Annotated in this window: 12 protein-coding genes; 11 read left to right on the forward strand and 1 reads right to left on the reverse strand. The window is 70.9% G+C overall.

All coding sequences use genetic code 11. The features are described 5' to 3' along the window. Nucleotides 1-36: 36 nt before the first annotated feature. Nucleotides 37-1,638 carry a DHA2 family efflux MFS transporter permease subunit gene (locus tag ACYQPG_RS08065; protein WP_461230698.1) on the forward strand — a complete coding sequence of 534 codons (1,602 nt, stop codon included), beginning with the start codon at nucleotides 37-39 and terminating at the stop codon, nucleotides 1,636-1,638. 12 nt (nucleotides 1,639-1,650) lie between these two features. Here the strand turns inward: ACYQPG_RS08065 and ACYQPG_RS08070 are convergent, their stop codons facing one another. Then, a complete protein-coding gene (locus tag ACYQPG_RS08070) occupies nucleotides 1,651-2,925 on the reverse strand; it encodes a transglycosylase SLT domain-containing protein (RefSeq protein WP_461230699.1) in 1,275 nt (424 codons plus the stop codon). 324 nt (nucleotides 2,926-3,249) lie between these two features. On the opposite strand from ACYQPG_RS08070, the gene ACYQPG_RS08075 reads away from it, so the two are divergent. The 10 genes from ACYQPG_RS08075 (at nucleotide 3,250) to ACYQPG_RS08120 (ending at nucleotide 14,228) form a co-directional block, all read left to right on the forward strand. Beyond that, the gene (locus ACYQPG_RS08075) at nucleotides 3,250-4,440 is read left to right on the forward strand and encodes an inositol-3-phosphate synthase (protein WP_147906406.1); all 1,191 of its coding nucleotides are present in this window, start codon (nucleotides 3,250-3,252) and stop codon (nucleotides 4,438-4,440) included. After that, nucleotides 4,440-5,345, forward strand: a complete 906-nt coding sequence (locus ACYQPG_RS08080; protein WP_461230700.1) for an HD domain-containing protein — start codon at nucleotides 4,440-4,442, stop codon at nucleotides 5,343-5,345. The genes ACYQPG_RS08075 and ACYQPG_RS08080 overlap by 1 nt, the downstream gene beginning before the upstream one ends. 62 nt (nucleotides 5,346-5,407) lie before the next feature. Beyond that, nucleotides 5,408-6,589 (forward strand): class I SAM-dependent methyltransferase, encoded by a 1,182-nt coding sequence (locus tag ACYQPG_RS08085; protein WP_461230701.1) that lies wholly within the window; start codon nucleotides 5,408-5,410, stop codon nucleotides 6,587-6,589. After that, nucleotides 6,589-7,584 carry a Gfo/Idh/MocA family protein gene (locus ACYQPG_RS08090; protein ID WP_461230702.1) on the forward strand — a complete coding sequence of 332 codons (996 nt, stop codon included), beginning with the start codon at nucleotides 6,589-6,591 and terminating at the stop codon, nucleotides 7,582-7,584. The genes ACYQPG_RS08085 and ACYQPG_RS08090 overlap by 1 nt, the downstream gene beginning before the upstream one ends. A gap of 150 nt (nucleotides 7,585-7,734) precedes the next feature. Beyond that, nucleotides 7,735-9,336, forward strand: a complete 1,602-nt coding sequence (locus tag ACYQPG_RS08095) for a YcaO-like family protein (protein WP_461230703.1) — start codon at nucleotides 7,735-7,737, stop codon at nucleotides 9,334-9,336. Continuing rightward, nucleotides 9,333-10,205 (forward strand): sugar phosphate isomerase/epimerase family protein, encoded by an 873-nt coding sequence (locus tag ACYQPG_RS08100; protein WP_461230704.1) that lies wholly within the window; start codon nucleotides 9,333-9,335, stop codon nucleotides 10,203-10,205. Before ACYQPG_RS08095 ends, ACYQPG_RS08100 begins: the two co-directional genes overlap by 4 nt. 148 nt (nucleotides 10,206-10,353) lie before the next feature. Further along, the gene (locus ACYQPG_RS08105; RefSeq protein ID WP_147906411.1) at nucleotides 10,354-11,592 is read left to right on the forward strand and encodes a glycosyltransferase family 4 protein; all 1,239 of its coding nucleotides are present in this window, start codon (nucleotides 10,354-10,356) and stop codon (nucleotides 11,590-11,592) included. Between the two features lie 18 nt (nucleotides 11,593-11,610). Continuing rightward, nucleotides 11,611-12,369: a PIG-L deacetylase family protein gene (locus ACYQPG_RS08110; protein ID WP_461230705.1), complete on the forward strand. Its 759-nt coding sequence runs from the start codon at nucleotides 11,611-11,613 to the stop codon at nucleotides 12,367-12,369. Beyond that, complete coding sequence (locus ACYQPG_RS08115; RefSeq protein ID WP_147906413.1) at nucleotides 12,359-12,988, forward strand: uracil-DNA glycosylase; 630 nt, start codon at nucleotides 12,359-12,361, stop codon at nucleotides 12,986-12,988. Before ACYQPG_RS08110 ends, ACYQPG_RS08115 begins: the two co-directional genes overlap by 11 nt. A 151-nt stretch (nucleotides 12,989-13,139) precedes the next feature. Then, complete coding sequence (locus ACYQPG_RS08120) at nucleotides 13,140-14,228, forward strand: lysylphosphatidylglycerol synthase domain-containing protein (RefSeq protein ID WP_147906425.1); 1,089 nt, start codon at nucleotides 13,140-13,142, stop codon at nucleotides 14,226-14,228. The last annotated feature ends 8 nt before the right edge of the window (nucleotides 14,229-14,236 follow it).

Below are 14,236 nucleotides of genomic sequence, written 5' to 3' on the forward strand. Positions count from 1 at the left end.
GGCAGATCGCCTGCCGGCAAACCATCAGCGGGAAAGATGTCCGCGGGGAAGGCATCCGCTGCAAAGGCGCCCGGCGGCCACAATCCCTGGCTGATCGCCGGCGTGGTGGCGCTGGCGACGTTCATGGAGGTGCTCGACACCACCATCGCCAACGTCGCCCTGCGCTACATCTCAGGCGGCCTCGCGGTCGGGCCCGACGAGGCGGCCTGGGTTGTGACGAGCTACCTGGTGGCCAACGCGATCACGCTGACGGCGTCGAGCTTTCTGGCCAAGCGCTACGGCCGCAAGGCGTTCTTCATGTGGTCGGTGGCCCTGTTCACCATCGCGTCGATCCTGTGCGGATTCGCCTGGAGCCTCGAATCGCTGCTGCTGTTCCGGGTGCTGCAGGGACTGGGTGGCGGCGGCATGGCGCCGCTGGCGCAGTCGATCCTCGCCGATTCGTTCCCGCCCGAGAAGCGCGGGCAGGCCTTCGCCCTCTACGGCGTGGCCATCGTGGTCGCGCCCGTGATCGGCCCGACGCTGGGCGGCTGGCTGTCGGACAACGCCTCCTGGCACTGGTGCTTCCTGATCAACGGGCCGATCGGCATGATCGCGCTCGGGCTGATGTACTGGCTGATCGAGGACAGCGAGGCGGCCAAGAAGGAGCGCCGCGCCCTGGTGCGCAAGGGCATCCGGTTCGACCTCGTCGGCTTCCTGCTGGTGGCCGTGTTCCTCGGCTCGCTCGAGGTCATCCTCGACGAGGGGCAGCGGAAGGACTGGTTCGGCACCTCGACGCTGATGAACGTCTCCGGCGTCCTCATGGTCGTCTCGTTCGTCGCCATGATCCCGTGGCTCCTGAAACACAAGAACCCGGCGGTGGACCTGCGCCTGATCGGCAACCGCCAGTTCGGCTCCTGCTTCCTGGTGATGATGTTCACCGGGGCGATCCTGATCTCGACCACGCAGTTCATCCCGCAGATCACGCAGGAATATTACGGCTACACCGCCACCCTGTCGGGCCTCGTCCTCGGCCCGGGCGGCATGGTCACGGTGGTGATGATGTTCCTCACCGGCCGGGCCTCGGCCTACGTGCAGCCGAAATGGCTGATCGCCGCTGGCATGACCATCGTGGCGCTGGGAATGTACGACCTGACGCGCCTCAACGGCACGACCACCTTCTCGTTCTTCGCGTGGTCGCGGGTCTATATCGGCATCGGCCTGCCGATGGTGTTCCTGTCGATCACCTCGGCCTCCTACGAGGGCCTGCGCAAGGACCAGACCGACCAGGCCTCGGCCCTGATCAACGTCGCCCGGAACGTCGGCGGCTCCATGGGCGTCTCGCTCGCCCAGAACGTGCTGGCCTACCGCAGCCAGTTCCACCAGAGCCGGCTGGTCGAGAGCGTCAACCCGACGGCGCCGGGCTACCAGGAGACCATGCGGCAGGCGACGCAGTACTTCTCCGAGCACGGCTATGCCGGCGTCGAGGCCCAGAGCCAGGCGACAGCCTGGATCGGCACCGTGCTCCAGACCGAAGTCGCCTACTGGGCCTATATCGACGTGTTCTGGGTGCTGGGCCTGGTCGCCGCCTGCGCGGTGCCCCTCGCGCTGAGCCTGAAATCGGTCAAGCTCGGCGGTGGCGCGGCGGCGGGCGGGCACTGACCGTCGCTGGCGTCAGACGCCGTCCGGCGGCAGCGCCTCCGTGACCTCGACGCGGCGGTTGTCCGGCGACGGGCCGGCCTCGTTGGCGGCGGTCTCGGTCTGGGCCGGCGCCCTGTCGACGGCCCCCGCCACCGCGGCGACGCCCTGGTAGCGGGTCAGGCGGCGGTCGATCATGTCGTCGATCCGGCCGTGCAGCTCCGCGACCGTCAGGCTGCGGCGCTTGCCGCCGGACTTCTCGGTGAACAGGCTGCGGTTGGCCCGGGCGGCGCTGCGGAACTCGCGTCCCGCCACCTCGTCGGGCTTCTCCGAGGAGAGCGACAGGAAGCGCCCGGCGCTGGCGCTGCCCAGGAAGTGGGCGAGGTACAGCTCCGTGGTGGTGAGTGCCCGGCCGACCCGCGCCTCGATCCGCTCGCGGTCGCGCTTGATCAGCTCGGCCGCCATCAGGGCGGCGATCCGGGGATCGTTGCGCAGGCCGAGCACCCGGGCCCGCATGGGGCTCGTGACGGTGATCGCGGAGCCGCGGCCCTTCACGGCGGCGGCCTCTTCGTCGAGACCGTAGCGGGCGCCGTAATCGCGGATCATCTCCAGCCAGGTGCGGGCGACGAACTGGAACAGGCCCTGCGCCGAGGAGGTCCCGGCCTTGGCCTCCGTGTCGAAGCTCGATTCCTTGTCGGCGAGGGCCATCATGTAGACCGGGTCGACCCCGGCCTCGTCGGAGGCCTTCACGATCGTGTCGACCACCTTGCGCGGCACGCTGCGCTCGCCGAACCGGACGGAATCCTCGCCCTGCTCCTGGATGACCCGTGGCAGGCTCGCGAGGTCGTCCTGGATCAGCGCGGCGGTCGCCGGCTCCTGGTCCTCGACGGGGAGCCCGGTCCAGGCGGCCACGCCCTCGGCCGGCGCCGCGTCCGGGAATCCGGCCCGCAGGCCCTCGTCCGGCGCACCGTCCCGCATCCAGCCGGTGCGGCCGTCGGCGGCGAGCGTCTGGGCGGTGCGCGGGCTAATATCGATCCGGTCATGGGCCTGCGCGGCGGGCGCGAAGAAGGCCGGCGCGAAGGCCGCCTGCGGCAGGCCGAACCCGGAAACGACGCCCAGAGCCAGGGTCCCGGTGAAGCGCCGGAGGCCGTTGCGGCCCATGCGGCGAAGTGCCCGGTGCTGGGTCCCATCCTGCTGCCGCGGCAGCCAGGCCACGGTCTCATCCTCAAAACAGCTCGTGCAGTCGGACGTATTCGGCACGAGTCGGCTCACGTCGTCGGCGCAACGCGCCGGCTCCGGGAAAACCCCCATCACTGGTCCTCTTCCAGATTGTCCCTTGCGTCGGCCCGGCGTCTGGCGGCCGGGCTCTTCGAAGCGGCGGCCCTATCGGCGCCTGCCGTGACCAGAATGGGACGGCTCCGTGATTCAAGCGTGGCACGGTCAACGAAGGGTTAACCCTGCTTTTTCAGGCCGCCTTAACGCCGTGATCCGGCCGTGCTTGGCGATCTCGAGGCGCAAAGTTGTCGCATTCGACTTGGAACGGGCCACGGTCGAGCCAGTTAAATATCGCCCCGGGGGGCTCAACTACTCATTCCCCAGACGCGACGCGCGTCCCCACAAGGACACTATTTCCCGATGAGCATGCAGACCGGTCGCCGCGTCGGCGTCGCGTTCGTTGGCATGGGTGGCGCCGTTGCCACCACTGCCATCGCCGGCATCGAAATGATCAAATCCGGATCGAACCGGCTTGACGGGCTGCCGCTCGCCGGCCTCTCCGTCGCGGGCATGGTGGACTACAAGGACCTCGTGTTCGCCGGCTGGGACCTGAACGGCGACGACCTCGCTTCGGCTGCGACCGGTCACGGCGTGCTGTCGAAGGACGACATCGAGAACGGCGCCCAGGTCCTGAAGGGCATCACGCCCTGGCCGGCGGTGGGCAGTGCGAAGTTCTGCAAGAACATCGACGGGCAGAACCGCATCGTCGCCAAGGACCATCGCGAGGCGGTCTCGGTGATCGCCAACGACCTGCGCCGCTTCCAGAAAGAGAGCAACCTCGACGAGGTGGTCGTCGTGAACCTCGCCTCCACGGAGCGCTGGCCGGACCTCAACGACCCGACCCTGAACTCCACCGCCGCCTTCGAGAAGGGCCTGGATTCGAGCGACGAGGCGATCTCGCCGGCGATGCTCTACGCCTACGCGGCGATCAAGAGCGGGATCCCGTACGCCAACTTTACCCCGAGCATCGCGGCTGACGTGCCGGCCCTGCTCGGATTGGCTACGGAGATGAACGTCCCGGTGGCCGGCAAGGACGGCAAGACCGGCCAGACCATGATGAAGACGGTGCTGGCTCCCGCCTTCAAGGCGCGCGCCCTCCACGTCGACGGCTGGTTCTCGACCAACATCCTGGGCAACCGCGACGGCCTCGCCCTGAACGACCCGAACTCGCTGCAGTCGAAGCTCAACACCAAGGGTACGGTGCTCGACTCAATCCTCGGCTACCCGGTCGAGGACCACCTCGTGCACATCCACTACTATCGCCCCCGCGGCGACGACAAGGAAGCCTGGGACAACATCGACGTCACCGGCTTCATGGGCCAGCGGATGCAGATCAAGGTCAACTTCCTCTGTAAGGACTCGATCCTGGCGGCGCCGCTCGTGATCGAGATTGCCCGTGTGCTCGATTTGGCGAAGAAGCGCGGCGACGGCGGCGTGCAGGAGCAACTCTCGACCTTCTTCAAGGCCCCGATGGTGAAGAACGGCCGCGGGCCGGAGCATGCCTTCGGCAAGCAGGAAGCGATGCTTCTCGACTGGCTCGGCGTCCACTAATGTCCGGTGCGGAGGCGCCGGCCGCGCTGCGCGAACTCTTCGTCGAGATGAACGACCTCAAGCGCGTCCGCTCCGCGGGCCGCGAGGGGTCGATCGCGGAGCGGTTGTTCGCACAGGGGTGGGGCCTTCTCACGGGTGGGGCCTCGCCCGACGATGTCGCCCTCGACATCACCGCGACGACGCTCGCCGCGACGCGGCTCTGCGACCTCGACGCCGCCTTCCTGTCGGCGGCGGGTCTCTCCGATGCGGCGGCCTCCGCGGTGCTGGTCGCGGGCTTCGACGCCGTGACCGGCGACCTCGATCCCGACCTGCGGGATCGGCTGCGCAGCCGGCTCACGCCGCGCCCGCCGGGCCGGCCTGGGCCTTTGCCGTCCTTCGTGGCGGCCTTGGCCCGCCAGCCGCGGGCGGGTGTGACCTGCCCCGGCCGCGCCCGGATCCTGCTGGAACCGCCGGAGAACCACGCCGAGCATTGCCTGATCGTGGCCGTCTACGGCGTCTGCCTCAGCCCGTTCTACCGGGCCGATCCCGGTACCGTGTTCCTCGCCGCGATGGCACACCACTTCCACAACGCCGCGATGCCGGATGCCGGCTTCACCGGCGAGGTGCTGCTCGGCGACCATCTCGGCCCGATCATGGCCGTGACCACCGGCTGGGCGATGTCCGAGTTCGACGGGTCCCTGCGGGGGCATGTCGAGCGGGCGCGCGCGGTCCTGCCGGACGACGCCACCGCGGAGGGCCGTGCCTTCCATGCGGCCGACTGCGTCGACCGGGTGCTCCAGATCGCCCAGCATCTGCGGGGTGCCTCGACCACGATGGCGGCGGTGCTCGATGAGTGGGAGCTCGTCCATGCCGGGCCGGTGAAGGGGTTCCACGATCGTGTCCTGCGCGACATGTGCATCCCATAGGACCGATCTCGCGTTGTCCGTCAGACCCGGTCGCCCATCTGACGGGGCGGTCTCGAGAGCCCATGATCCCGTTCGAACTCCGATCGCCGCAGACCGGCAACCCCCTGAAGTCCGATGTGGCGCACGCCCTGCGCGACGCCGGCACCGGCGCGCGCTGGCCCGTCATCGACGGCATCCCGTACCTGCGGGTCGGCCGCGAGGCGCTTGTCGAGCGTGTCCTGGCCCATCTCGACGCGGGCGAGCCCGACGAAGCCCTGGCCGCCCTGCTGGTCGATCAGGACGATTGGTGGAACGGCCCTCCCGCCGACCCGGCCGGGATCATCCGGCTGATCAAGGGCCGGCGCGACGCGACCCTCCGGGACGCGGTCGACTGGCTCGGCTGGGGCCGGGTCGGCGACTATTTCCTGCATCGCTGGACCGACCCGACCTTCCTGGCCGGCCTGACGCTGCTCGAAGCCCATTGGAACGAGCCGCGCTGCGTCTTCGAATTCGCCTGCGGCATCGGCCATTACCTGCGGGAACTCGAGCGCCGCGGCTGCAAGACCGCCGGCGCCGACGTGGTCTTCGCCAAGCTCTGGGTCGCACGCCATTGGGTCGTGGGGCCGAAGGCGCAACTCGTCTGCTTCGACGCCGGCTCGCCGCACTGGCCGATTCCCGGCGCGCCGGTCGATCTCGTGGCCTGCAACGACGCCTTCTACTTCCTCGACGATAAGGCGGCCTTGCTCGAGAACCTGCGGCTGAATGCCGGGGACGACGGCTGGCTGGCGCTCAGTCACATCCACAACAGCGACTGCCCGGGCTTCTCCGCCGGCCGGGCCGTCACCGCCGAAGAGATCGCCGAGCTGTTCCCGGACGCCCTCGTGTACGACGATGCCGAGTTGACCCGCGCCCTGGTCGAGGCCCGGGCGCCGGTTCCCCAGGAGCCCGCGGCATTGCGGAGCTGCGAGGCGTTCTCGGTGGTGGCCGGCCCCGGTATGCGTCCGGCTCCGCGCGCGGTGGTGGACGGTCTGACGCTGCCGAAGGCCGGCACCGTCACGCGGCTCAACCCGCTGTATCGGCCGGACGGGGACGGCTACGCGATCCGCTGGCCCTCCGAGCGCTACGAGGCGGAATACGCCCCCCGCGCCACCTACCCGATGCGATCGCCGGGCCCCGCGCAGATCACCTTCGACGGCCGCATCGACGGGCCCGAGACGCAGCGCGTCCGCGCCCGCGAATTCGTCGATCTGCCGGAGCGCTGGTGATGGACGGGGTCGGCTGGGGCATCGTCGGCTACGGCTGGGTCGCCCGCGACTACATGGCCCCGGGTATCCGGGCCGCCGGGCACCGGCTCGTGGCCGTGTGCGATCCCGATCCGCTGAGTCGTGCAGCGGCCGAGCGCGCGGGTGCCCGCTCCCATTCCGATCTGGCTGGCCTCCTGGCCGAGCCTGAGGTCGAGGCGGTCTACGTGGCGACACCGAACCACCTGCATCGCGGTGCCGTCGAGGCACTGGCCGCCGCCGGCAAGGCGATCCTGTGCGAGAAGCCCATGGCGGCGACGCTCGACGACGCGGACGCCATCGTGCGGGCGGTCGGGGACCAAGGAATCTTCTACGGGACGGCGTTCGACCAGCGGCACCATCCGGCCCACCGGGCGATTCGTGCTCAGGTCGAGGCCGGGCGACTTGGCACCGTCACGACGGTGCGGATCGTCTACGCCTGCTGGCTCGGGCGCGACTGGTCGGAGGCCGGCCAGCCGAACTGGCGGATCGACGCCGCCCAGGCCGGCGGCGGTGCGCTCATGGACCTCGCGCCCCACGGGCTCGACCTCGTGGATTTCCTGCTCGGCGAGCCGATCGCGGATCTCGCGGCCCTGACCCAGACCCGCGCCCAGGACTATTCGGTCGATGACGGTGCCCTGCTGATCGGCCGCACCGCCGGCGGCGCGCTGGCGAGCCTGCACGTGGCCTACAATTGCCCCGACGCGCTCCCGCGCCGGCGCCTGGAGATCGTCGGCACCAAGGGCATGCTCGTTGCCGAGAACACGATGGGCCAGACGGCGGGCGGCACGCTGCTGTTCATCGACGGCGTGACCGGGTGTTCCGAACCGCAGGCCTTCGATGCCGACACCTCGCCCTTCGCCGAACAGGTCCGCGCCTTCGGCTCGGCGCTGCGCCGGCCCGAGGAGCGGACTGCATGGTCGGCTCCGCGCGATCTCCACACGATGCGGCTCGTCGCCCGCGCCTATGGGCAGGGGTAGGCGCGCACCTTGAGGATGAGCAACCGCTGAGCCGAAGCCCGGATGTCCCACCCGGCCCCTTATCCTTCGAGGCCGCCTCGCGCCACGTCGGGATGAGGGGAGGGGACACGCGGTACGAGGCGATCCGAGACGACCAGACGGGAACACGACTTGACCAACCCAGACGCCATCCACGACCAGGACGACCGCGCCCGCCACGACCGGATCAAGGCGCCGCGGCCCTACCGTTTCGGGGCCAAGAGGCCGATCGAGGGGCTGCCCGCGGCCCTGCCCGACCCGGTCAAGGCCTATCTGGACGTCCTGCCTGAGGGCCGCGTGGTCGGCTTCCCCCTGGCGCCGCTGGATCGCACCGGCGTCCCGGTCTGGTTCGTCGCCCTGTTCCTCGACGACCCGTTCTTCGTCGGCGCGATGCCGTCCGGCATCGGCTACGGCGCCACCGACGAGGAAGCGCTGATCGGGGCCGTCGCCGAGATTGCCGAGAACCTGATGCCGTCGCTGGCGGTGCTGCCGCGGGCCAAGGAGCGGGCGAGCTACACCGACCTCGCCCGCGTCTACGGCGCCGCCTCGGTGGCCGACCCGCTGACCCTCTGCCTGCCCGCGGGCTCCCCGGTCGGCCGCGACACGGTGCTCGAATGGACGCCGACGGTCCGGCACGCCACCGGCGAGATCGTGCTGATGCCGCTCGATGTGGCCGCCACCGATTATTTCGAGCTGTCCGAGGGCTACAAGCCTTTCACGAATCTGATCACCAACGGCCTCGGCGCCGGACCCGACGTGCCCTTCGCGCTGGGTCACGGCGTCCTGGAGCTGCTCCAGCGCGACGGCAACGGCCTGTTGTTCCGGGCGCTCGACCAGGGCGTGATGCTCGACCTCGACGGGATCGGGCCGGAGAACGCCGCGATGCTGGCCCGCCTCAAGGAGCTGGGCATCCGGGCGCTGCCGAAATTCGCCACGGACCAGTTCGGCCTCACCAACCTCTACGTCGTCGGTTACGACGAGGATCCGGCCCGCACCCCGGCGCCGATCGCGCTCTCGGCCTGCGGCGAGGCCTGCGATCCGGACCGGGAGCGGGCGCTGCGCAAGGCCTTGCTGGAGTTCCAAGCGGCGCGGGTGCGCAAGACCTTCGGGCATGGCCCCCTCGAAATGGCCACCACCGTGACCCCGCCCGGCTACGTCGATGCGTTCATCCAGAAGGCGCTGCCGAGCCTCGATCTCGAGGAGAGCCGCGCCCTTCAGGCGATGCTCGAATGGATCGAGATGCCGGCCGCCGGCCTCCGGGACGTGCTGGCCGACACCGTCTACAGCCAGCGGGGCACCAAGCGGTTCGCGGATCTGCCCTCCACCCCGGCCCCGGACGGCCATGCCCGGGGCAAGATCGCCTGCGACCGGCTGCTGAAGGCGGGGTTCGACGTGCTCTACGTCGATTGCTCGCCGCTCGGCGGCAGCGTCGGCGTGGTCAAGGCGATCGTGCCGGGGCTCGAAGTCGAGACCATGAGCTACTACCGCATCGGCGAGCGCAACACGCGCAAGCTGATCGAGCGCGACCACCCGCTGATCCGGTTCGGCACCGAGAGCGAGACCCTGCGCCCGGTGCGCCTGACCCCGGAGGCGTTGGAGCGGTTCGGCGGCCAGCCGCTGTTCGATACCGCCCTCGCCGAGCAGATCGTCGGCCGGCACTATCCGCTTTACCGCGAACCGGAATCGCACCACGCGCCGTTCCGGCTCGCCCAGAAGACCGGGAGAGCGGCGTGACCCTGCGCTTCGCCTACAACACCAACGGCGCCGCCAACCATCGCCTCGACGACGCGCTGCACCTGATTAAGGCCGCGGGCTACGACGGCGTGGCCCTGACGCTGGACATCCACCACCTCGATCCGTTCGCCGAGACCTGGGCCGCGGAGGCCGGCCGGGTCGCGAGCCTGCTGGAACGGCTGGAGCTGGCCTGCGTCATCGAGACCGGCGCCCGCTTTCTGCTCGACCCCAATGCCAAGCACGAGCCGACCCTGGTGACCGCCGACGCCGCCGGGCGCGCCCGGCGGGTCGGCTTCCTCAAGCGCGCGGTGGAGATCGGTGCGATCCTGTCCGCCGAGGCGGTCTCGTTCTGGGCGGGCGTGCCCAAGCCCGGCGTGGAGCACGGAGAAGCCCGGCGCTGGCTGACGGAGGGGCTGCACGAGGTCGCGGCCTTCGCCACCGAGGCCGGGATCGTGCCGTGCCTGGAGCCCGAGCCCGGCATGTTGATCGAGACGCTGGACGATTACGCGGCCCTCGACGTCCCCGGGCTTAAGCTCGCCCTGGACACCGGCCACTGCCTCGTCACCGGCGAGCGCGAGCCGGCCGCGGCCGTCCGCGAGTTCGCCGACCGCACCGGCACCGTGGCGATCGAGGACATGAAGCGCGGCAGCCACATCCACCTGCCCTTCGGCGAGGGCGATATGGACGTGCCCAGCGTGCTGGAGGCGCTGGAGGCGGTCGGCTTCGGCAAGCTGATCTGCGTCGAGCTCTCTCGGGAGAGCCACCGGGCCGACGTGATGATCCCGCAAGCGCTGGACTACCTCCGCGCCTGCCGGCGGCCTGGCCCGGTCCTCGCCAGCGAACAAGAGACCCGCCGGCAATGGCCGTGACCGGACGAGCGCACCTCTCCTCCCAAATGCGGGGAGGAGCTGGAGGTGGGGGTCGCGCAGGATGGAGCGCCACGGTGCCGACTGCGCCACTCCCACCCCTACCCCTCCCCGCACGGGGAAGGGGACCCTCGCCCTTCGGTGTCGCCCGATGAAAATCCTCTTCCTCAGCCGCCGCTACTTCCCGGCGATTTCGGGCATGAGCGTCTACGCGCAGAACCTGCTGCGCGAGCTGGTCGGCGCCGGCCACGACGTGACGATGATCTCGCAATACCGGGGCGATGCCTTCGGAACCCGCGTCTATGGCGGCGGCCCGCCGCCACCCGTGCCGGGGGTGCGGGTGATCGGCCTGGAGCAGCTCGGCGAGCAGCAGGCGGGCGATTTCGAGCGCGACATCGCCACCATGGTCGAGGCGATCGAGCGGGAGCATGCGCGTACGCCCTTCGATGTGCTGCACGCGCAGTACGGCTATCCCACCGGCTGGGCGGTCCTGCTCGCCGCCCGAAAGCTCGGGGTGCCGAGCGTGGTCTCGATCCAGGGCGGCGACGGCCACTGGGTCGGCTCCTGCTGCGAGACCCACCGGGTGGCGATGTGCGAGGTCCTGGCCCACGCCAACGCCCTGCTGATCGGCGGCGCGTCCTTCGTGGACGAGGTCTGCGAGCGCCTCGGCTCCGATCCGGCCCGGTTCACGATCGTGCCCGGCGCGGTCGACACCGACCGCTTCGCGCAAGGGACGCCCGACGGCCTGCCGGCGCCGCATGCCGGTCCGATCCGGCTGTTCTACCACGGCCGGGTCGACCGCCGGAAAGGCGTGCTCGACTTCATCAACGCCCTGGCGATCCTGCGCGCGCAGGGCACGCCGTTCGCCGCCACGATCTCGGGTATCGGGCCGGACGTGGATCCCGCCCAGGCGCTGGCCACGGACCTCGCCTTCGCGCCGCGGGACATCGCCTTCACCGGCTATGCCGAGTACGGCCACGTGCCGGACCTCTACCGCCGGGCCGACGTGTTCGTCTCGCCGACCTACGCCGAGGGGTTCTCCAACACGATCCTGGAGGCGATGGCGGCTGGGCTCGCGGTGGTCTCCTGCCACGCGGTCGGGGTCTCGGACTGCCTGCGCGACGGCGAGAACGGCCTGATGGTCGATCCGGGCGACGTTCAGGCGCTCGCCGCCGCACTGACCCGGGTCGTCACCGACGCCGAGCTGCGCCGCGGCCTGGCCACGGCCGGCCTCGAGGAATGCCGCCGGGTCTATTCCTGGAGCGCCGTCGGCCGGCAGATCATGGAGGTGTACGGACGCGTTCAACATGAGCGCCCGGCCACGGATTTCTCCATCGACCTGCCCGACGATCCCACCTGCCGCTTCCGCGCCGAGCCGCACCTCCTCTGACGCAGGAAGCCCCGCCGCGTGCCGATAGCCCTCGCCCTCTCGCCCCATCTCGACGATGCGGCCTTCTCCTGCGGCGGACTGCTCGCGAGCCTCGCCCGAGAGGGCTGGCACGTGGTAATGGCGACGCTGTTCACCGGCAGCGTCGCCGACCCGACGGGGTTCGCGCTGGCCTGCCAGCTGGACAAGGGCCTGTCGGCCGCCATCGACTACATGGCCCTGCGCCGGGCCGAGGACATCCAGGCCGCGGCCGCGCTCGGGATCGCGCCGCCCCGGCACCTGCCGTTCCGCGAGGCGCCGCACCGGGGCTACGGCTCCGCGCCGGAGCTGTTCTCCGAGACCCGCGTCGAGGACGCCATCGCGGCCGACCTGGCGCCGGCGCTGGCGGCGCTGATCGCCGCGGAACGGCCCGATCTCGTCCTCGCCCCGCAGGCTATCGGCGGCCATGTCGACCATGTCCAGGCCGTCCGTGCCCTGCGCGGCCTCGACGGGCTGCCCCCGATCCTGTGGTGGCGCGACTTCCCCTACACGGTCCGCGAGGCCGCACCCCGGGAGCCCCTGGCCGCGCTGTTCGCCGGGTTGCCGGCGCACCGGATGTCGCTCGATCCAGAGGCCCAGGCGCGCAAGCGCGCCGCCTGCGCGGCCTATGGCAGCCAGATCGGGTTCCAATTCGGCGGACCGGCCGGCCTCGACGCGCGGCTCGCCCGGGAGGAGGGGATCGAGCGCTTCCGCCTCACCGGCCGCCTCGCCTCGCCGATCCCCGGTCTCGATGCCGCCTGAGCCGCAGGCGCCGAAATCCCTCGCCGACCCGGCTGCGCTCGCGGCCCGCCGGGCCCTGATCGACGCGCCCCACATCGCCCCGATCCGCGCGCTGGCCGACCGGATCGTCGCCGAGCGGGGCGCGCCGGTCCCGGTGCCCGATCCGCTGGATGGCGGCGTCGCGGCCAGGATGTTGCTGCTCCTGGAAACGCCGGGGCCGGCCGTGCTGCGCACCGGCTTCGTCACCCGCGACAGCGCGAACGGCACCGCCGCCAACCTGTTCCGCTTCCTGCGGGAGGCCGGCATCGCGCGGGCGGACACCCTGATCTGGAACGCGGTGCCCTGGCTGATCCACGAGGCGGGCGCCCTCAACCGGGCTCCGCGCCGGGCGGAGGTCGCGGCGGCCGCGCCCTATCTGGCGCCGCTGTTGGACCTGCTGCCCGGGCTCGCCGTGGCGGTGCTGGCCGGGCGCACCGCCGGCGGGACGGCGCCGGCGATCGCGGCCCTGCGTCCGGGCCTGCCGCTGATCGCGGTCCCCCACCCGAGCCCGACCTATGTCTGCACCGCCCCGGAGGTGCCCGCGCGGATCCGGCGGGGCCTCTCCGAGGCCGCGGCGATCCTGTGCCGCGCCGCGCGGTGAGGATCGGATCCCCATCGGATCCCGGCCTTCCCTGGCCTTGGGCGCCGGTTCGGCCTACATGGCGAGGCAACGGGCCGCGGTCCGGGATCATCCGGTACGGGCGCAGGCCTTCGGCCGGGCCGCGCAGCCGGAAGGGCGGACGCCGAACGGCATGAACTTTCAGGGACAGCACCGGGGACCGGCAGAGCCGGTCGAGCCGGTCAAGCACGACGCTGTCGCGGACAAGCCGCGCAAGAGCTGGAGCAGCCGGTATGCCTGGATCGGCACGGCCGCCAGCATCGTGCTGTTCGCGGTCTCGCTGGGCGTGCTGTGGAAGCTCGTCCAGAGCGTGAGCTGGGCTGAGGTGCGGGCGGCGGTGACGGCGGCGACCGGCGAGCAGCTCGGCCTCGCCTTCCTGTTCGTCGGGATCAGCTACCTGTTCCTGACGGGCTACGACGCGCTGGCCCTGCGCCAGCTCCGAATCAAGGTGCCGTACCGGATCACCGCGCTCGCCTCTTTCACCAGCTACGCGGTGAGCTTCACCCTCGGCTTCCCGCTGCTGACCGCCGGCACGATCCGCTACTGGATCTACGCCCGGCAGGGCCTGTCCACAGCCAAGATCGCCGCGCTCACGGTCATCGCGGGCTTCACCTTCTGGCTCGGCATGGGCGTGGTGCTGGGCCTGAGCCTGATCATCGAGGCCGGGCAGCTCGCCGGGCTCGCCTTCACGTCGATTCGGATCAACCAGGGCGTCGGCCTCGTGGCCCTGGGCCTGGTACTGGGCTACCTAGCCTGGGTCTCGGCCAAGAAGCGCAGCATCACGGTCAAGCAGTGGCGGCTGGAACTGCCGGGCGCCTCGGTCTCGATCGGCCAGATGATCGTCGGGATCGGCGACGTCTGCGCGGCGGCGGCGGTGCTCTACGTGCTGCTGCCGCAGGGGATGACGCTGGGCTTCACCACGTTCCTGGCGATCTACGTGCTGGCCGCGATGCTGGGCATCGCCTCCAACGCCCCCGGGGGCATCGGGGTGTTCGAGGCCACCATTCTGCTCGCCCTGTCGAGCCTGCCGCGCAACGAGGTGTTGACCTCGCTGCTGCTGTTCCGGGGCTGCTACTACGTCGTGCCGTTCGTCGTCGCCCTGGCGATGCTCGGCCTCTACGAGATCGTGAAGCGGGCCGGCGGCGCGCGCGATCCGGGGCCGCCGGAAGGCACGGCCGGCCCGTCCGGCCGCCCCTGGCCCGACGACACCGAGTCCCGGTAATTCCACCG

It is taken from the genome of Methylobacterium sp. CM6246 (assembly GCF_054818005.1).